This window comes from Mycobacterium conspicuum, assembly GCF_010730195.1.
In the GTDB taxonomy this organism is placed as follows: Bacteria; Actinomycetota; Actinomycetes; order Mycobacteriales; family Mycobacteriaceae; genus Mycobacterium; species Mycobacterium conspicuum.
Genome location: NZ_AP022613.1, coordinates 5,482,901 through 5,499,864 on the forward strand (window position 1 = coordinate 5,482,901; position 16,964 = coordinate 5,499,864).

The 16,964-nt window shown below is 67.3% G+C and carries 17 protein-coding genes; 7 read left to right on the forward strand and 10 right to left on the reverse strand.

Annotated elements, in window-relative coordinates; genetic code table 11:
* Positions 1 to 34: 34 nt before the first annotated feature.
* The 4 genes from G6N66_RS25210 to G6N66_RS25225 all read right to left on the reverse strand — a co-directional run bounded on the left by G6N66_RS25210 (position 35) and on the right by G6N66_RS25225 (position 3,965).
* Positions 35 to 1,162, reverse strand: a complete 1,128-nt coding sequence (locus G6N66_RS25210; RefSeq protein ID WP_139825170.1) for a DUF4185 domain-containing protein — start codon at positions 1,160 to 1,162, stop codon at positions 35 to 37.
* Complete coding sequence (locus tag G6N66_RS25215; RefSeq protein ID WP_085232652.1) at positions 1,159 to 2,205, reverse strand: aspartate-semialdehyde dehydrogenase; 1,047 nt, start codon at positions 2,203 to 2,205, stop codon at positions 1,159 to 1,161. The genes G6N66_RS25210 and G6N66_RS25215 overlap by 4 nt, the downstream gene beginning before the upstream one ends.
* On the reverse strand, positions 2,206 to 3,471 hold the full coding sequence (locus G6N66_RS25220) for an aspartate kinase (RefSeq protein WP_085232651.1): 1,266 nt from the start codon (positions 3,469 to 3,471) through the stop codon (positions 2,206 to 2,208).
* Positions 3,472 to 3,611: 140 nt separating this feature from the next.
* Positions 3,612 to 3,965, reverse strand: a complete 354-nt coding sequence (locus tag G6N66_RS25225) for a VOC family protein (RefSeq protein WP_085232650.1) — start codon at positions 3,963 to 3,965, stop codon at positions 3,612 to 3,614.
* A gap of 258 nt (positions 3,966 to 4,223) precedes the next feature.
* Here G6N66_RS25225 and leuA point away from each other — a divergent pair, with 258 nt between their 5' ends.
* Positions 4,224 to 6,038, forward strand: a complete 1,815-nt coding sequence (gene leuA / locus G6N66_RS25230; protein WP_085232649.1) for a 2-isopropylmalate synthase — start codon at positions 4,224 to 4,226, stop codon at positions 6,036 to 6,038.
* Between the two features lie 40 nt (positions 6,039 to 6,078).
* Here leuA and G6N66_RS25235 read toward each other — a convergent pair whose 3' ends face one another.
* The 3 genes from G6N66_RS25235 to G6N66_RS25245 all read right to left on the reverse strand — a co-directional run bounded on the left by G6N66_RS25235 (position 6,079) and on the right by G6N66_RS25245 (position 8,801).
* A complete protein-coding gene (locus G6N66_RS25235; RefSeq protein ID WP_085232648.1) occupies positions 6,079 to 7,428 on the reverse strand; it encodes a HipA domain-containing protein in 1,350 nt (449 codons plus the stop codon).
* Positions 7,425 to 7,667, reverse strand: coding sequence for a helix-turn-helix domain-containing protein (locus tag G6N66_RS25240; RefSeq protein WP_085232647.1), 243 nt, complete (start codon positions 7,665 to 7,667; stop codon positions 7,425 to 7,427). Before G6N66_RS25240 ends, G6N66_RS25235 begins: the two co-directional genes overlap by 4 nt.
* Before the next feature lie 141 nt (positions 7,668 to 7,808).
* Positions 7,809 to 8,801, reverse strand: coding sequence for a DEDDh family exonuclease (locus G6N66_RS25245; protein WP_085232646.1), 993 nt, complete (start codon positions 8,799 to 8,801; stop codon positions 7,809 to 7,811).
* 249 nt (positions 8,802 to 9,050) lie between these two features.
* On the opposite strand from G6N66_RS25245, the gene G6N66_RS25250 reads away from it, so the two are divergent.
* From G6N66_RS25250 to G6N66_RS25260, 3 genes are all read left to right on the forward strand, one after another.
* Positions 9,051 to 10,292, forward strand: a complete 1,242-nt coding sequence (locus G6N66_RS25250) for a Mur ligase family protein (protein WP_085232645.1) — start codon at positions 9,051 to 9,053, stop codon at positions 10,290 to 10,292.
* Positions 10,285 to 10,992, forward strand: coding sequence for a type 1 glutamine amidotransferase (locus G6N66_RS25255; protein WP_085232644.1), 708 nt, complete (start codon positions 10,285 to 10,287; stop codon positions 10,990 to 10,992). The genes G6N66_RS25250 and G6N66_RS25255 overlap by 8 nt, the downstream gene beginning before the upstream one ends.
* Before the next feature lie 76 nt (positions 10,993 to 11,068).
* Positions 11,069 to 11,701, forward strand: a complete 633-nt coding sequence (locus tag G6N66_RS25260) for a C39 family peptidase (RefSeq protein ID WP_085232643.1) — start codon at positions 11,069 to 11,071, stop codon at positions 11,699 to 11,701.
* An 86-nt stretch (positions 11,702 to 11,787) separates the two neighbouring features.
* Here G6N66_RS25260 and recR read toward each other — a convergent pair whose 3' ends face one another.
* Complete coding sequence (gene recR / locus G6N66_RS25265) at positions 11,788 to 12,399, reverse strand: recombination mediator RecR (protein ID WP_085232642.1); 612 nt, start codon at positions 12,397 to 12,399, stop codon at positions 11,788 to 11,790.
* A 9-nt stretch (positions 12,400 to 12,408) separates the two neighbouring features.
* Positions 12,409 to 12,783: a YbaB/EbfC family nucleoid-associated protein gene (locus G6N66_RS25270; protein ID WP_163645921.1), complete on the reverse strand. Its 375-nt coding sequence runs from the start codon at positions 12,781 to 12,783 to the stop codon at positions 12,409 to 12,411.
* A 146-nt stretch (positions 12,784 to 12,929) separates the two neighbouring features.
* Between G6N66_RS25270 and G6N66_RS25275 the strand changes: the two genes are divergently transcribed.
* Positions 12,930 to 13,664 carry an Rv3717 family N-acetylmuramoyl-L-alanine amidase gene (locus G6N66_RS25275; RefSeq protein ID WP_085235798.1) on the forward strand — a complete coding sequence of 245 codons (735 nt, stop codon included), beginning with the start codon at positions 12,930 to 12,932 and terminating at the stop codon, positions 13,662 to 13,664.
* 62 nt (positions 13,665 to 13,726) lie between these two features.
* Here the strand turns inward: G6N66_RS25275 and G6N66_RS25280 are convergent, their stop codons facing one another.
* Positions 13,727 to 14,164 carry an SRPBCC family protein gene (locus G6N66_RS25280; RefSeq protein WP_085235797.1) on the reverse strand — a complete coding sequence of 146 codons (438 nt, stop codon included), beginning with the start codon at positions 14,162 to 14,164 and terminating at the stop codon, positions 13,727 to 13,729.
* An 82-nt stretch (positions 14,165 to 14,246) separates the two neighbouring features.
* Here G6N66_RS25280 and G6N66_RS25285 point away from each other — a divergent pair, with 82 nt between their 5' ends.
* Entirely contained in the window at positions 14,247 to 15,626 is a 1,380-nt protein-coding gene (locus G6N66_RS25285) for an FAD-binding oxidoreductase (RefSeq protein ID WP_085235806.1), read from the forward strand.
* Complete coding sequence (locus G6N66_RS25290) at positions 15,623 to 16,930, forward strand: class I SAM-dependent methyltransferase (RefSeq protein ID WP_197747051.1); 1,308 nt, start codon at positions 15,623 to 15,625, stop codon at positions 16,928 to 16,930. Before G6N66_RS25285 ends, G6N66_RS25290 begins: the two co-directional genes overlap by 4 nt.
* Positions 16,931 to 16,964: the final 34 nt, after the last annotated feature.

Consider the following 16,964-nt stretch of genomic DNA (forward strand, 5'->3'; position numbering starts at 1 on the left):
CCTCAGTAGCGCACTACTGCAGTTCGCCCTCCGATCAGGGCTTGAACGGATTGACCGCGAACTGGATCACCCGGTACGGCGCCGAAACCCGAGCACGGGTATCCCACTGGCTGACGAAGATCCGCAACTCGTCGAGGGTCGAGCCGGGTGAGATGTATCCGCCGTAGGGCTGCGCGAGTCGATTGTCGTAGGGCGGCGGCAGGCTTTCCGCCGGGTCGGGCCACTCATCGTGCTGCACCACCGTCGTCACCGGGGCATCGCCCAGCGACGTCGGATCGATGGCGACCCGGACCTCCATGTTGCCCGTGTCGGCGTTGAAATAGGACAGCACGGTTTTGCCGTCGATCTGGCGGACGGACATCTCACCCACCTTGTCCGGCCATAGCGGCGTGGGCTTCTTGCCCCAGCCACCGTCGGGTCCGGTGGCCCACCCCTGCCATGTGGACCGGTCGATGAAGGTCTGCGGGGTCGCCCGATACAGCGTCACCGGATCTCTCCGGGTGAAGCTGTTGGCCACGATGTACACCCACCCACTCGGCGAATCGGGGGTCGGGATGGGGTCGTAGTACCCGCTGATCTGCGTCTGCGCGCCGCCCTGGTACGACGCGGCGCGCCGGGTTCCCGCGATGGTCTGCCACCCGGCGCGGGCCGGCTCGGCCAGCACCAGCCGCGAATTCTGCGGTTCCAGGTTCTTCGTGGTGGTCACCATCAGGTAGTTGTGCCGGTTGATCTCCACCACTCCGGCGGGCAGCTGCGAGGTGCCGGGCGGCGTGGGGTCGGCCAGCAGGGGCTTGCTGATTCCGGTGACGCCCGTGTACCGCACGCCGGCGGGGTCATCGACCGACGACGTGTCGACGTGCAGCGCGATGGGCGAGTACCAGCCACCGAACCCCACGCCCTGGCCGGCGAAGCTGTCGCCGCAGACCTGCAGCAACTCGGTGGGGAAATCGACAAACTCACACAGGTCGGTCGCGCCGATGCCGTAGTCACCGGTGGGGGTGCCGGTGCCGGCCGTCGGGCCGATCCGCAATACCTGACCCCGAGCCAGCGGCGGCAGGATCGGCTGAGGGACAGGCGCCGCAGGATCGGCGTGGGCGACCGAAAAGCATTGCGGGGCAAGCAGACACGCGGCAAACACGAAGCGCCGCGCGGCCGTGATCACAACTCGGCGGCCAGCAGCTCGGCGATCTGGATGGTGTTCAACGCCGCCCCCTTGCGCAAGTTGTCGCCCGAGACGAACAGCGCCAGACCCCGTCCGCCGGGCACGCCCTCGTCGCGCCGGATCCGGCCGACCAGCGAGTCGTCGACTCCGGCGGCGGCCAGCGGCGTCGGCACGTCAACCAGCTTCACGCCCGGCGCCCCGTCGAGCAGTTCGGTGGCCCGCTCCGGCGACAGCGGCCGCGCGAACTCGGCGTTGATCGACAGCGAATGCCCGGTGTACACCGGAACGCGCACACAGGTGCCGCTGACGGGCAGGTCGGGAATGCCGAGGATCTTGCGGCTCTCGCTGCGCAGTTTCTGGTCCTCGTCGGTCTCCCCCGAGCCGTCGTCCACCAGCGACCCGGCCAGCGGCAGCACGTTGAAGGCGATCGGCGCGACGTAAGCCTTCGGCGCGGGGAATGCCAGCGCGGCGCCGTCGTGCACCAGCTGTTCGGCGTCATCGACGACGGCGCGGGCCTGCTCGCCCAGTTCCGCCACCCCGGCCAGGCCGGTGCCCGACACCGCCTGATAGGTCGAGGCCACCAGGCGCACCAGCTGGGCTTCGTCGTGCAGCACCTTGAGGACGGGCATCGCGACCATGGTGGTGCAGTTCGGGTTGGCGATGATGCCCTTCTTGAGAGACCCGGGCCCCGCGGCGACATCTCTTGCGAAGTTCACCTCCGACACCACCAGCGGCACGTCCGGGTCCTTGCGCCACGCCGACGAGTTGTCGATCACCGTCACCCCCGCCGCGGCGAACCGCGGCGCCTGCACCAGCGACATCGTCTTGCCCGCGGAGAACAGCGCGATGTCCAATCCGGTCGGGTCGGCCGTCGCGGCGTCTTCGACCTCGATCTCCTGGCCGCGGAACGGCAGCTTGCGGCCCTGCGAGCGGGCCGACGCGAAAAACCGCACCGAGGTCGCCGGGAAGTCGCGCTCGTCGAGCAATGCGCGCATCACCTGGCCCACCTGACCGGTGGCACCGACTACACCGATGGCAACCATCTATCTCCCCGTCCCCGCATACACCGTCGCCGTCTCCTCGCCGCCGAGGCCGAACGCCTCATGCAACGCGACGACGGCCTTGTCTAGTTCAGTGTCGCGGCACAGCACCGAGATGCGGATCTCGGACGTGGAGATCAGCTCGATGTTGACACCCACCTCGGCCAGCGCCTCACAGAAGGTCGCCGTAACGCCGGGATGGCTGCGCATGCCCGCCCCGATCAGCGACACCTTCCCGATGTGGTCGTCGTAGAGCAGCTGGGTGAACCCGATCTCGTCCTTGAGCGAGTCCAGCTTGGCCACCGCGATCGGCCCAAGGTCGCGCGGGCAGGTAAAGGTGATGTCGGTCTTGCCGCTTTCGACCTTGGACACGTTCTGCAGCACCATGTCGATGTTCACGTCGGCGTCGGCGACCGCGCGGAAGACCCTGGCCGCGTAACCGGGGATGTCGGGGATGCCGACCACGGTGACTTTGGCTTCGCTGCGGTCGTGCGCGACTCCGGTGAGCAGGGGGCTTTCCATGGTTACGTCCTTGATCGATCCGACGACGACAGTGCCCAATTTGTCCGAATAGGACGACCGGACATGCACGGGAAGGTTGTAGCGCCGCGCGTATTCCACGCACCGCAGCATCAGCACCTTGGCGCCGCAGGCGGCCATCTCGAGCATCTCCTCGAAGGTGACCGTCTCCAGCTTGCGGGCGTTGGGCACGATCCGCGGGTCCGCGCTGAAGATCCCGTCCACGTCGGTGTAGATCTCGCAGACGTCGGCTTTCAACGCCGCGGCCAGGGCGACCGCGGTGGTGTCGGAGCCGCCGCGTCCCAGCGTGGTGACGTCGCGGGTGTCCTGGCTGACGCCTTGGAATCCGGCGACCAGCACCACCCGGCCTTCTGCCAGCGCGTCCTGCACGCGTCCCGGTGTGACGTCGATGATCTTCGCGTTGCCGTGCGTGCCGGTGGTGATCACGCCGGCTTGCGAGCCGGTGAAGGAGCGGGCCTGCGCACCCAGCGATTCGATCGCCATGGCCACCAGGGCGTTGGAGATGCGCTCGCCGGCCGTCAACAGCATGTCCAGTTCGCGAGGCGGCGGCACCGGGCACACCTGCTGAGCCAGGTCCAGCAGGTCGTCGGTGGTGTCGCCCATCGCCGAGACCACCACGACGACGTCGTTGCCTTGCTTTTTGGTCTCGACGATGCGTTCGGCGACGCGACGGATCCGGTCGGCGTCGGCCACCGAGGATCCGCCGTATTTCTGCACGACGAGCGCCACTGTTGCTCTTTCGGGTGGGATTTCAGGTCGACAACAGGATACGTGCGCCCGGCGTTCGATCAGACGTTGAGCCCCGCAGCGCAGATAACCTGCGCAACGCCGTCCGCCGAGTGGGCGGGTGCCCTAGGAGTAGTGCGAGTTCACCGGGCCAGCGGGCTGTAGAAGACCAGGCCGTTGCCCTTGTTGTCGTAAACCACGGCGCGACGCTCGTGCGCGTCGTCGTAGGGGCCCTTGACGATGCCCCCGCCACTGGCCTCGACGGCCTTGGCGGCCGCGTCCACGTCAGCGGTCTTGATGCCGACGACCACCTGCCCGGGGATGGGATGGTCCACCGGGGTCGCCAGCGCCAGCGTGACCGCGCCACCGTCGAGGGCCGCGAAGTGGGCCCCGTCCCGGAACTTCAGCGGCATGCCCAGGGTCTCGCTGTAAAACCGGATTGATTCGTCCAGGTCATCGGTCGACAAGACGATCATCCGTACTTCGTGCTCGCTCACTGGTCCCTCCTCGCGAAAGATCGTTGTCAGATTAAGTCCGTCGTCGGCTCCTCGAAATGGCGGGCTCCGCGGCGTCGGCGGCCGGTGGACGTGACCGCCGTTTTGGCGCCGGGCTAAAGCACGGTAAAGTGCACAAACGTGCAGCGGGTGCTCCTCCTCGGACGCCGCGACGGGGTCTGATCCAGACCGGCTTCCCGTCGCGGGCGTTCGCGATGCGCCGGTCTGAGGTTTCCTTCTGATATCCCCGGAGCAACTACCGTGAACAACTTTCCTGAATCCGCCAGCCCCGACGCCTATAGCTCGGCGCGGACGATCGTAAAACCCGCCGGCCCGCCTCGGCCCGGCCAGCCCAGCTGGAACCCCCAGCGCGTCACCTCGATGCCCGTCGGCCGGTACCGGCCCTTCGCCGAGGAAGTAGAGCCCATCCGGGTACCCGACCGGACCTGGCCCGATCGCGTCATCGCTCAGGCACCCCTGTGGTGCGCGGTCGACCTGCGCGACGGCAATCAGGCGCTGATCGACCCGATGAGCCCGGCCCGCAAGCGCCGCATGTTCGACCTGCTGGTGCGCATGGGCTACAAGGAGATCGAGGTTGGCTTCCCGTCAGCCAGCCAGACCGACTTCGACTTCGTCCGCGAGATCATCACCGACGGCGCGATCCCCGACGACGTGACGATCCAGGTGCTGACCCAGTGCCGACCCGAGCTGATAGAGCGCACCTTCGAGGCGTGCCGGGGCGCGCGGCAAGCGATCGTGCACTTCTACAATTCGACGTCAATCCTGCAGCGCCGCGTGGTGTTTCGCGCCGACCGGGCCGCCGTGCAGGCGATCGCCACCGATGGCGCGCGCAAGTGCGTCGAGGAGGCCGCCAAATACCCGGACACTCGTTGGCGGTTCGAGTATTCGCCGGAGTCCTACACCGGCACCGAGCTCGAGTACGCCAAGCAGGTGTGCGACGCCGTCGGCGAGATCATCGCCCCGACGCCGGACGACCCGATCATCTTCAACCTGCCCGCCACCGTGGAGATGGCCACGCCCAACGTGTATGCCGATTCGATCGAGTGGATGAGCCGCAATCTGGCCAACCGGGAGTCGGTGATCCTGAGCCTGCATCCACACAACGATCGCGGAACCGCCGTCGCCGCAGCCGAATTGGGCTATCAGGCGGGCGCCGACCGCATCGAGGGCTGCCTGTTCGGCAACGGCGAGCGCACCGGCAACGTGTGTCTGGTGACGCTGGGCCTGAACCTGTTCTCCCGCGGTGTGGACCCCCAGATCGACTTCTCCAACATCGACGAGATTCGGCGCACGGTGGAGTACTGCAACCAGCTGCCGGTGCACGAACGCCACCCCTACGGCGGCGACCTGGTCTACACCGCGTTCTCCGGCAGCCACCAGGACGCCATCAACAAGGGCCTGGACCAGATGAAGATCGACGCCGACGCCGCGGACTCCGACGTCGAGGACATGCTCTGGCAGGTGCCCTACCTGCCGATCGACCCCAAGGACGTCGGGCGCACCTACGAGGCGGTGATCCGGGTCAACTCGCAGTCCGGCAAGGGCGGGGTGGCCTACATCATGAAGGCCGACCACGGCCTGGCCCTGCCGCGGCGGCTGCAGATCGAGTTCTCGCAGGTGATTCAGAAGATCGCCGATGGGGAGGGCGGTGAGGTCTCGCCCAAAGAGATGTGGGACGCGTTCTCCGAGGAGTACCTGAGGCCGATCCTGCCGCTGGAACGGGTCAGGCAGCACGTCGATGCCTCCGAGGAGGACACCGGCACCACCAGCATCACCGCAACGGTCAAGGTCAACGGCGTCGAGACCGAGATCAAGGGCGCCGGCAACGGCCCGCTAGCCGCTTTCGTCGACGCGCTCGGCGGCGTCGGTTTCGACGTTTCCGTCCTGGACTACTCCGAGCACGCCATGAGTGCCGGCGAAGAAGCCCAGGCGGCGGCCTACGTCGAAGCGTCCGTGGCTGGGCGCACGGTCTGGGGTGTCGGGATCGCGCCGTCGATCACCGCGGCGTCACTGCGCGCCGTCGTCTCGGCGGTCAACCGGGCGTCCCGAGACTAGGGCGCTACGCCTCGTCCTACGGATAGTGGCCGCCGGCGGCTTAACTGGCAGGGCCGGTTCCACGTCGGTCAACGGTGGCCGCGTCCAGTGTTCGGCTTGGCCGTCGTGGAACGCTGGCTGCGCCGAGCCGCTCCCCCGCTTCTAGTCGCTTCGCCCGCGCAAGGACGGTCTCAATCACGTGTTCCGAGGCCCAGCCTTCGGTGATGTCGGCGGAGAGGTTTGCGATGCCGGATCGAACGTGAGCAACGAGTTCATCGAGAGCGTGTTCGGCAACTGCGGCCGGGAGACCCATCGCCCTCGCCTCGTCGGCAAGTGCCTGTCGATCTACCTTGGCCAGCGTCTGCTGGGCGGCGATCTTCGTGCCCATCGTTCCGGACAGGTCGGGATACTCCAACGTGCATAGCGAGTCATACAGAGGAGCTGTTTCGACTGTTCCCTCAGACAAGATCAACGAGTAGTTCTTACCGTGGCCATCCTCGTCGCCGACGAGCGCGCGGAACGCAACTTGCTTGTAGATGGCCGTTATTTCCCGCTGCGGGGATTCGGCGAATTCGCGAAGCACACGCACCATACGATCGGACGGCCGACCGATCAGGTACTTGTCTTTCGGCCGCAGCCCGACGGCCTGGCACATGTCTTCCTGGTGCAGGCGTTCGATCGTTCCGTCGCTGGTGACGCTGCGGTCATATCGCTCGACAACGAGCACGGCAGTGTCGCCCATCCGCTCGACCCACGCCTCGTTGTGCGACAGGGCGCATGCCCGCGACAGGCTCAGTATTAGCGCCTCGTTCTCGGCGCTGTGGGGCCACACCGTGGTGGGCTTGACGATGTGCGTAGACGGATAGCCGTCGATGGGTATGCACCACCGTCCGTCGACACGGGTCAGCAGCAGTTTGTCCTGAGCGCCGGCAAGGGACATCCGGATTCCCTTGGCGGGGTCGGCCCCCAGTGGCTTCATCGGGAGATTTCGGATCAGATCGGCAAGGTCCTGTTCGGTCAGCGGGTTAGACGGATGGCCTCCAGATGGCAACCCTTCTCCGCTGGGCACGGCGACGACTGCGCCGGCACACTCCCGCCCGTATTCTGCAAGCAGCGCCACGACGTCGGAGGGGGTCGCAGGAGCGCCCGCCAGATCGAGTTCAACCCCGCGCAACCGAGCGGCGGCCGTCTGCAATGCACGACCTTCCGGAAGCAGGCCCTCCAAGAATGCCCGTGAGGCCGTGGGTGCATTCGGTCCGGCCGTGGACGGCAGGGAGCAGGACAGGATGGGCGCACCACCGCCGTAGCCGTGACGACCCTCGTCGGTGTACTCGATCACCACTTTGCGCCCGCCTGGTTTCAGAATGGCTTGCGCAGTGAGTACTCCGCCCAGCCATAAGTCGATATTCATCGGGCTTTCCAGCCCTGGCGCGGGCGGACAACCAGTTCGAGTTCGAGCGCCGCAAGTGCCTCGAACAGCTTCTCCATCGCCTTGGTGGTTTCGCCGGCCTCGAGTTGGGCGATGGAAAAGCGGTTGGTTCGAGATCGCTCAGCAAGTTCGCTCTGGGTCATGCCCCGAGCCTGGCGCGCGGCGCGCAGCGCACGCCCGAGCGCTGGCGCCGAACGTGCGATCATCTCCGATGTTGACATTTCATCACATTACGTATGAGGAAATCTGATGTCAAGAATTCATCACATAGCGCTTCAACGGTGTCGATGTTTGATTTTCCCAACATCGAAAACGCGGGCAGTCAGCGCGATGTCGCCGAACCGCCGCGTGGGCCGCGTGGGTCAGAACAGCGCGAGCTGGTGATCGACCGTGGTGAGGTCGGTAAATTCCTCCATGCCGGTGCCGCCCACCACTCGTCGCACGCAGTCCATGAACTGCACGTCGGAAACCACTGGTACCCCCAGTTGTCGGGCCAGGTAGCCCTTGCCCTGCTCGGGGGCGGGTTCGTTGCAGATCACCAGCGAGGTGTCGCGGTCGACGACGTCGGTGTAGGCGAGCCCGGCGTGCAGGATCCGCTCGACGAGTTCCTCGTGGGTGCGTCCCACCTCGGCGGCCAGGGCGACGCGCATGCCCTGGATTAGCGGCCGGCCCGCGACGTAGGGCCCGGGGTTGAGGTAGGGGCACGGCATTCGGGACGCGAGCACCTTCAACGGTCGCAGTTCATCATGGGTCACCCGGCCGTTGGGCCAGCGGTGTCGCGTCACCGGATGCACCGGCAGCCAGACGTCACGTTCGCGTGCCCGCCGCAGCGCCGCTGACAGCACCCCGGTCAGCACCATGGCGTCGTCGAAGGCGTCGTGTGGACGTTGCTGGATCACACCCCAGTGCGCGGCGAGCGTCTCTAGCCGCAGGTTGTCGATGCCGAGGTCGAGCCGTCGGGCCAGTTCGACGGTGCACATGACGGTGTCGACGGGCAGCTCGGCGCCTGCGATCTCGGCCTCGGCGGCCAGGAACGCATAGTCGAACGCGACGTTGTGCGCTACCAGCGTGCGGCCCCGCAGCACCTCGACCACGTCACCGACAATGTCGCCGAATTCCGGCTGATCCTCCAGCATGGCGGCCGTCAGGCCGTGCACATGGGTTGGGCCCGGGTCCACCCCGGGATTGAGCAGGCTGACCACCGATTGCTCCACGCGGCCGGCAGCGTCGAGGCCAAGGGCGGCAATGCTGATAATTCGGGCCTGACCTGGCCGAAAGCCCGAGGTCTCGACATCGACGACGGCCCATCCCCCAACCGGCTGGCTGGCCGGCCGACCCCAGGGAATCCGGTTCATGGCTTGAGAATGGCACGCCGGACCGACATTGCCTGGATCGCCGCGGGTCGTGTCGCGTCTCAATTCGACGCAGGCGACCCGCTGCGCCCGGCGCAAAGCGCCGCGCTTGCGATCGCCCTTGACCCGATGAGGACGACCCGCTGCGCCCGGCGCAAAGCGCCGCGCTTGCGATCGCCCTTGACCCGATGAGGACGACCCGCTGCGCCCGGCGCAAAGCGCCGCGCTTGCGATCGCCCTTAAACTGCGCGGGTGGTAACCACCCGTGCGCGCCTGGCCCTCGCCGCCGGTTCCGGCGCGCGATGGGCGTCGCGGGTCACCGGACGCGGGGCCGGCGCGATGATCGGCGGCCTGGTGGCGATGACGCTGGATCGCTCGATCCTTCGTCAGCTCGGCGCGGGCCGGCGAACCGTCGTCGTAACCGGGACCAACGGCAAATCCACCACCACCCGGATGACCGCGGCCGCGTTGGGCACGTTGGGACCGGTGGCCACCAACGCCGAAGGCGCCAATATGGATGCCGGCCTGGTAGCCGCGCTGGCCGCCAACCGGCAGGCCCCGCTGGCGGCGCTGGAAGTCGACGAGATGCATGTGCCGCACGTCTCGGACGCGGTCGAGCCGAGCGCCATCGTCCTGCTCAACCTCTCGCGCGACCAGCTGGACCGGGTCGGCGAGATCAACGTGATCGAACGCGCGCTGCGGGCCGGGCTTGCGGAGCACCCCAAGGCGGTGGTGATCGCCAACTGCGACGACGTCCTGATGACCTCGGCCGCCTACGACAGCCCGAACGTGGTGTGGGTGGCCGCGGGCGGTTCGTGGGCCAACGACTCGGTCAGCTGCCCCCGCAGCGGCGAAGTCATCGTCCGCGAGCAGGGCCACTGGTATTCGACCGGCGCCGACTTCAAGCGGCCCAGTCCGCACTGGTGGTTCGACGACGACACCCTCTACGGTCCCGACGGGCTGGCGTTGCCGATGCGGCTGGCGCTGCCCGGCTCGGTGAACCGCGGCAACGCCGCGCAGGCCGTGGCCGCCGCCGTCGCGCTGGGCGCCGACCCGGCGGCGGCGGTGGCGGCGGTCGCAGGGGTCGACGAGGTCGCCGGGCGCTACCGGACCGTGCGCATCGGCGCACACGAGGTGCGGATGCTGCTGGCCAAAAATCCGGCCGGCTGGCAGGAGGCGCTGTCGATGGTCGACAAGCACGCGGCCGGGGTAGTCATCTCGGTCAACGGGCAGATCCCCGACGGCGAGGACCTGTCCTGGCTGTGGGACGTGCGCTTCGAGCACTTCGAGACAACGGCCTTCAAAAGGCCGATAGTCGCCGCCGGCGAACGCGGCACCGACCTGGCGGTGCGTCTGGGGTATGCCGGCGTCGAGCACACGCTGGTGCACGACACGGTGGCGGCCATCGCGTCCTGCCCACCCGGCCGGGTCGAGGTCGTCGCCAACTACACCGCGTTCCTTCAGCTGCAGCGCAGGTTGGCCCGTCATGGCTGATTCGGTCGTCCGCATCGGACTGGTGCTGCCCGACGTGATGGGCACCTACGGCGACGGCGGCAACGCCGTGGTGCTGCGCCAACGGCTGCTGCTGCGCGGCATCGCCGCGGAGGTTGTCGAGATCACGCTCGCCGATCCCGTTCCGGAGTCGTTGGACCTCTACACGCTGGGCGGCGCGGAAGACTACGCGCAGCGACTGGCCACCAGGCACCTGATCAAATACCCCGGACTGCAGCGCGCGGCGGAGCGCGGTGCGCCGGTGCTCGCGGTCTGCGCGGCCGTCCAGGTGCTGGGGCACTGGTATGAGACGTCGGCGGGTGAGCGGGTCGACGGCGTGGGCCTGCTGGATGCGACCACGTCGCCGCAGGACGCGCGCACGATCGGCGAGCTGGTCGGCAAGCCGTTGGTGGCCGGGTTGAGCCAACGTCTCACCGGTTTCGAGAACCACCGCGGGGGCACCGTGCTCGGCCCCGCGGCGGCGCCGCTGAGCGCCGTGGTCAAAGGCGCGGGCAACCGGCGCGGTGACGGTTTCGACGGCGCCGTTCAGGGCAGCGTGTTCGCGACCTATATGCACGGACCGTGTCTGGCCCGCAACCCGGAGCTCGCCGATCTGCTGCTCGGCAGGGTGGTGGGCAAGCTGGCGCCGTTGCAGTTGCCCGAGGTGGACCTGCTGCGCCGCGAGCGGCTCACGGCGCGGTGAGGCGCAGTCGCGTCATCGGCGAGAGTGTTTTCAATCCCGCAACGCGCGCACGCCGGCACGAGAGAATGGGCCCCTCATGACAAACGCGTCGGTATCGATCAGCGGACTCGCGGTTGTGTTCAGCGTTGCCGCGATCGGATTCGCCGGTGCGGCCCAAGCCGCTCCCGCCCCACACGCCACCGCCGAAGGGATGCACGGCGACCCGGCCGCGGCCGCGCCGTTTTGGCGCTACCAGCGACAGGATTACGACTGCGGTGAAATGGCCGCGGCCGACGTGGTCGGTGAGATCACCGGCCGCCAGCCCACCGAGGACGAGGTCACGGCCGTGGCGGAAACCGTGCTGAGCGTGAACCACTCCGGACCGATTTACAAGCCCGGCAGCAGAACGAGCAACAGCGACCTGCAGCCGCTGCTGGCGCACTACGGAATTCCGGCCTCCTCGCTCCACACCAACACTGACGCGCTCATCGAGGATCTGGACCACGGCCGCAAGATCATCGCCGGCGTCAACGACAAAATCATCTGGAACAAGCGCGGTGACCGCAGCGTGGAGAACCACTTCGTGGTGGTCACCGGCATCGACACCAGGGCCGGGATGGTGCACCTCAACGACACCGGTTCCTCGGTCGGCCGCGACGAGCAGGTGTCCGTCGCCACCTTCGAACAGGCCTGGGCGACCAGCAACAACTTCGCCGTCGTCACCGGCTAGATCGTCGCGAGCGTGACCGGGCCGCGAAAATCCGGGCGGGAAATCGCAGCCACGTCACGCTCGCGCAAGAACAGATCGGAGTCGCGTCAGACCATGGCGCGGCGGCCGCTGAGCGCGCGGCCCAACGTCAACTCGTCGGCGAACTCCAAGTCCCCGCCCATCGGCAGCCCGGACGCGATCCGCGTGACTGTCAGTCCCGGGATGTCGCGCAGCATCCGGACCAGGTAGGTGGCCGTCGCCTCGCCCTCGGTGTTGGGGTCGGTGGCGATGATCACCTCGGTGATGTCGACGTCGTCGACGCGCTCACCGATGCGGCTGAGCAGCTCGCGGATCCGCAGTTGGTCGGGACCGACGCCGGACAGCGGATCCAGCGCCCCACCCAGCACGTGATAGCGGCCGCGGAATTCGCGGGTGCGCTCGACGGCCTGGACGTCTTTCGGCTCCTCGACGACGCAGACCTGCGAACCATCGCGGCGGGGGTCGGCGCAGATCCGGCAGCGCTCCTCGTCGGAGACGTTGCCGCACACCGCGCAGAACCGCACGCCGTCGCGGACCTTGGCCAACACGGCGGTGAGCCGGTCGATGTCCGGCGGTTCGACTGACAGCAGATGGAACGCGATACGCTGCGCGCTCTTGGGTCCGATACCGGGCAGCTTGCCAAGCTCGTCGATCAGATCCTGGACAGGTCCCTCAAACATCGGTGGAAGTCAGAACCCCGGCGTCGCAGGCGGGGCCTGGGGGGGCTGGGGCGGCTGCGGGGCCTGGGGCGGCTGCGGCGGCGTTAGCGCACCGGTGAGTGCCCCCAGCCGTTCCTGCGCCATCTTGGTGACCTGTTGAGAGGCGTGGGCCATCGCACCGACGATCAAGTCTTGCAAGGTCTCGACGTCGTCGGGGTTGGCGACCTTGGGGTCGATGGTCACGCCGATCACTTCCCCGCTGCCCTTGACGACGACCTTGACCAGGCCGCCGCCGGCTTCACCGTGTATCTCGGCATTCGCGAGTTGCTGCTGGGTCTCCAGTAGCTTCTGCTGCATCTGCTGTGCCTGCGCCAGCAGTGCCGACATATCGCCTCCGGGTTGCATGACAGTCCCCTCGCGTTTCGATACCGAGTTCATCTCGCCTGTGGATATCGGGCGATTCGAGACACCCAGCGTAGACCGCGTCACGTTACCTTGGCGCAGTGAGCTCACGAGTCAGCCTTCGTGTCGGGGTGGGTGTCGGGATCAGGATGGTCGTTGGCCTGCTCGTCGCGGCCACCACAGCAACCATCCCAGCCACCGCGCCCGCCTGGGCGGCCCCCTCCAACATCGCCGGCATGGTCGTGTTCATCGACCCCGGCCACAACGGGGCCAACGACGCGTCCATCGGCCGGCAGGTGCCCACCGGTCGCGGCGGCACCAAGGACTGCCAGGCCAGCGGGACGTCGACCAACGACGGGTATCCCGAGCACACGTTCACCTGGGACACCGCGCTGCGGGTCCGCGCCGAGCTGAACGCTCTGGGGGTGCGGACCGCCCTGTCGCGCGGCAACGACAACGCGCTGGGGCCGTGTGTCGACGAGCGCGCCAACATGGCCAATGCGTTGCGCCCCAACGCGATCCTGAGCATCCACGCCGACGGCGGGCCCGCAACGGGGCGAGGGTTCCACGTCAACTACTCCGCCCCGCCGCTCAACGCCGCGCAGGCGGGACCGTCCGTCCAGTACGCCCGGATCATGCGTGACCAGATGCAGGCGTCGGGCATCCCGCCGGCGACCTACATCGGCCAGGGCGGCCTGTACGGCCGCGCGGACCTGGCCGGCCTGAACCTGGCGCAGTATCCCGCGATCCTGGTCGAGTGCGGCAACATGAAGAATCCGGTGGATTCGGCGTTGATGGAGTCGCCCGACGGGAGGCAGAAATACGCCGACGCGATGGTGCGCGGCGTTGCGGGCTTCCTGGCCAGCCAGGGCCAGGCGCGCTAGAGCAGGGCTAGCCCAATGGTCGCGACCCGCTGCGCCCGGCTTCGCCGCGCTTGCGATCGCTCCTATTTTTCCAATTCCCGCTTGAGGTTGGCCAGCACCTCGCCCTGGATCTTCTTCAGCCCCAGCGGCGCAAAGGTCTTCTCGAAGAAGCCTCCGATGCCGCCCGCGCCGTCCCACGAGGTCTTCACGGTGACGCTGGAGCCGGGCCCGGCCGGGGCCACCGTCCAGTTGGTCACCATGGACGAGTTCGCGTCCTTCTCGATGACGGTGTGCCCGGCGACGTCGACGTTGACCTGCACGTCGCGCACGCGTGATTTCGTCGCCTGCAGCTTCCACTTGGCGACCGTGCCCGCCCCCTGCCCGCCCTGCAGCACTTCGTATTCGCTGTACTGCGGCGACAGAATTTTCGGCCGGACCGTCTGGTAGTCGGCCACTGCGGCGAGCGTGGCCGCGGGCTCGACGTTGACCAATATCGTGCTGGCCGCGCTGACCTGTCCCATCAGGCGCAACTCCTCCGTCGTTGATGTGCGGTGTCACCCCTTGCCTTAGGTGCAGGGGGCGCTATCCGGGACTAGGGTATATCTGGTGCCTGTCCAAGCTTCTGCACTGGCCACACACACGGCGGGCGTCGAACGGTTGATGGCGAGTTATCGATCCATCCCCGCGACGGCATCCGTCCGACTTGCCAAACCCACCTCAAACCTGTTCCGCGCCCGCACCAAACGCACTGCGCGCGGCCTGGACACGTCGGGTTTGAGGAATGTCATCGGCGTCGACCCAGAGGCCCGCACCGCCGACGTGGCCGGCATGTGCACCTACGCAGACCTGGTGGCCGCGACTCTGCCGTATGGCCTTACGCCACTGGTGGTTCCGCAGTTGAAGACCATCACCCTCGGCGGCGCGGTCACCGGTCTGGGGATCGAATCGGCGTCGTTTCGCAACGGTCTGCCGCACGAGTCGGTGCTGGAGATGGATATCCTCACCGGCGCTGGGGAATTGATCACCGCGACCGCCGACCAGCACGCCGATCTGTTCCGCGCCTTCCCCAATTCGTATGGAACGCTGGGGTATTCAACCAGACTGCGGATCGAACTGGAGCCCGTCGCGCCCTTTGTCGCGTTGCGGCACATCCGGTTCCACTCGCTGACGGAACTGACCGCTGCGATGGAACGGATCATCGACACCGGCGGAAGCGACGGCACCCCAGTGGATTACCTCGACGGTGTGGTGTTCAGCGCCGACGAGAGCTACTTGTGCGTCGGCACGCGGACCACCACCCCGGGCCCGGTCAGCGACTACACCGGGCAGCGCATCTACTACCGGTCGATTCAGCATGATGCCGGTATCACGGACGACCGGCTGACCATCCATGACTACCTCTGGCGCTGGGACACCGACTGGTTCTGGTGCTCACGCGCGTTCGGCGCGCAGAATCCGCGCCTGCGCCGCTGGTGGCCGCGTCGCTTCCGGCGCAGCAGCTTTTACTGGAAACTCATCGCCGCAGACCAGCGCTTCGGCATCGCCGACCGGATCGAACGACGCAACGGCCGGCCGCCACGCGAACGGGTGGTGCAGGACATCGAGGTGCCGGTGGAACGAGCCGTCGAGTTCTTGGAGTGGTTCTTGGACAACGTGCCCATCGAGCCAATCTGGCTGTGCCCGTTGAGACTTCGCGATCGTGAGGGTTGGCCCCTGTATCCGATCCGCCCGGACCGCACATACGTCAACATCGGGTTCTGGTCCTCGGTGCCGGCCGGGGACAGCGAGGGGGCGACCAACCGGCGCATCGAAGCGAAGGTGAGTTCGCTCGACGGGCACAAGTCGTTGTACTCCGACTCCTACTACACCCGCGACGAGTTTGACCAGCTCTACGGCGGGGAGACCTACAACACGGTAAAGAAAACCTACGATCCGGATTCACGTCTTCTTGACCTTTACGCAAAGGCGGTGCAACGGCGATGACGGCAATCAGAGAGTCGGCGCGCGCATCACACAAACTGAGCATGGCCGAGATCCTGCAGATCTTCACGGCGACCGGCCAGCAACCACTGAAGTTCACCGCCTACGACGGCAGTTGCGCCGGAGACGACGACGCCGACCTGGGGCTGGATCTTCGTACCCCCCGCGGCGCCACCTATCTGGCGACCGCTCCCGGCGAACTCGGCATCGCCCGCGCTTACGTGTCGGGCGATTTGCAGACCTACGGCGTGCACCCCGGTGATCCCTACGAGCTGCTGAAGACGCTCACCGAAAGGGTTGACTTCAAGCGACCGTCGTTGCCGGTGCTAGCCAACGTCGTGCGATCGATCGGCGTCGAACATCTGTTGCCGGTCGCGCCGCCCCCGCAAGAGACCCCGCCGCGGTGGCGCCGGGTCGCGGCCGGCTTGATGCACAGCAAGACCCGCGACGCCGAGGCCATCCACCACCACTACGACGTCTCCAACACGTTTTACGAATGGGTGCTGGGTCCGTCGATGACCTACACCTGCGCGGTCTACCCGCACGCCAACGCGACGCTGGAAGAGGCGCAGGACAACAAGTACCGGCTGATCTTCGACAAGCTGCGGCTACAGCCGGGCGATCGCCTGCTCGACGTCGGCTGCGGCTGGGGCGGCATGGTGCGCTACTCCGCCCGACGTGGGGTGCGCGCCGTCGGCGCCACGCTGTCGGCCGAGCAAGCGAAGTGGGCCCAAAAGGCCATCGAGGACGAGGGGCTCGCGGGGCTGGCCGAGGTCCGGCACTGCGACTATCGCGACGTACCCGAGGCGGGATTCGACGCGGTGTCCTCGATCGGGCTGACCGAGCACATCGGCGTCAAGAACTACCCCGCCTACTTCGGCTTCCTCAAGTCGAAGCTGCGCACCGGCGGGCTGCTGCTGAATCACTGCATCACCCGCCACGACAACCGGTCGACGTCCTTCGCCGGCGGATTCACCGACCGCTACGTGTTTCCCGACGGCGAGCTGACCGGCTCGGGCCGCATCGTCACCGAGATCCAGGAAGTCGGCATGGAGGTCTTGCATGAGGAGAACCTCCGCCACCACTACGCGATGACGCTGCGCGACTGGTGCCGCAACCTCGTCGAGCATTGGGACGAAGCGGTCGGCGAGGTCGGGCTGCCGATCGCCAAGGTGTGGGGCCTGTACATGGCGGCATCACGAGTTGCCTTCGAACGCAACAACCTTCAGCTGCATCATGTGCTGGCGGCCAAGGTCGACGCGTGGGGCGACGACAATCTGCCGCTGCGGCCCTGGTGGACCGCCTGATTGCGGCGACGACGGCAAGCGATTGGACACCGCG

Coding starts and splice junctions, on each gene's coding strand:
- G6N66_RS25215 (WP_085232652.1), bottom strand. CDS start 2,205: ATGGTTGCCATCGGTGTAGTCGGTGCCACCGGTCAGGTGGGCCAGGTG.
- G6N66_RS25235 (WP_085232648.1), bottom strand. CDS start 7,428: ATGAATATCGACTTATGGCTGGGCGGAGTACTCACTGCGCAAGCCATT.
- G6N66_RS25240 (WP_085232647.1), bottom strand. CDS start 7,667: ATGTCAACATCGGAGATGATCGCACGTTCGGCGCCAGCGCTCGGGCGT.
- G6N66_RS25245 (WP_085232646.1), bottom strand. CDS start 8,801: ATGAACCGGATTCCCTGGGGTCGGCCGGCCAGCCAGCCGGTTGGGGGA.
- G6N66_RS25255 (WP_085232644.1), top strand. CDS start 10,285: ATGGCTGATTCGGTCGTCCGCATCGGACTGGTGCTGCCCGACGTGATG.
- G6N66_RS25260 (WP_085232643.1), top strand. CDS start 11,069: ATGACAAACGCGTCGGTATCGATCAGCGGACTCGCGGTTGTGTTCAGC.
- recR (WP_085232642.1), bottom strand. CDS start 12,399: ATGTTTGAGGGACCTGTCCAGGATCTGATCGACGAGCTTGGCAAGCTG.
- G6N66_RS25270 (WP_163645921.1), bottom strand. CDS start 12,783: ATGCAACCCGGAGGCGATATGTCGGCACTGCTGGCGCAGGCACAGCAG.
- G6N66_RS25275 (WP_085235798.1), top strand. CDS start 12,930: ATGGTCGTTGGCCTGCTCGTCGCGGCCACCACAGCAACCATCCCAGCC.
- G6N66_RS25280 (WP_085235797.1), bottom strand. CDS start 14,164: ATGGGACAGGTCAGCGCGGCCAGCACGATATTGGTCAACGTCGAGCCC.
- G6N66_RS25290 (WP_197747051.1), top strand. CDS start 15,623: ATGACGGCAATCAGAGAGTCGGCGCGCGCATCACACAAACTGAGCATG.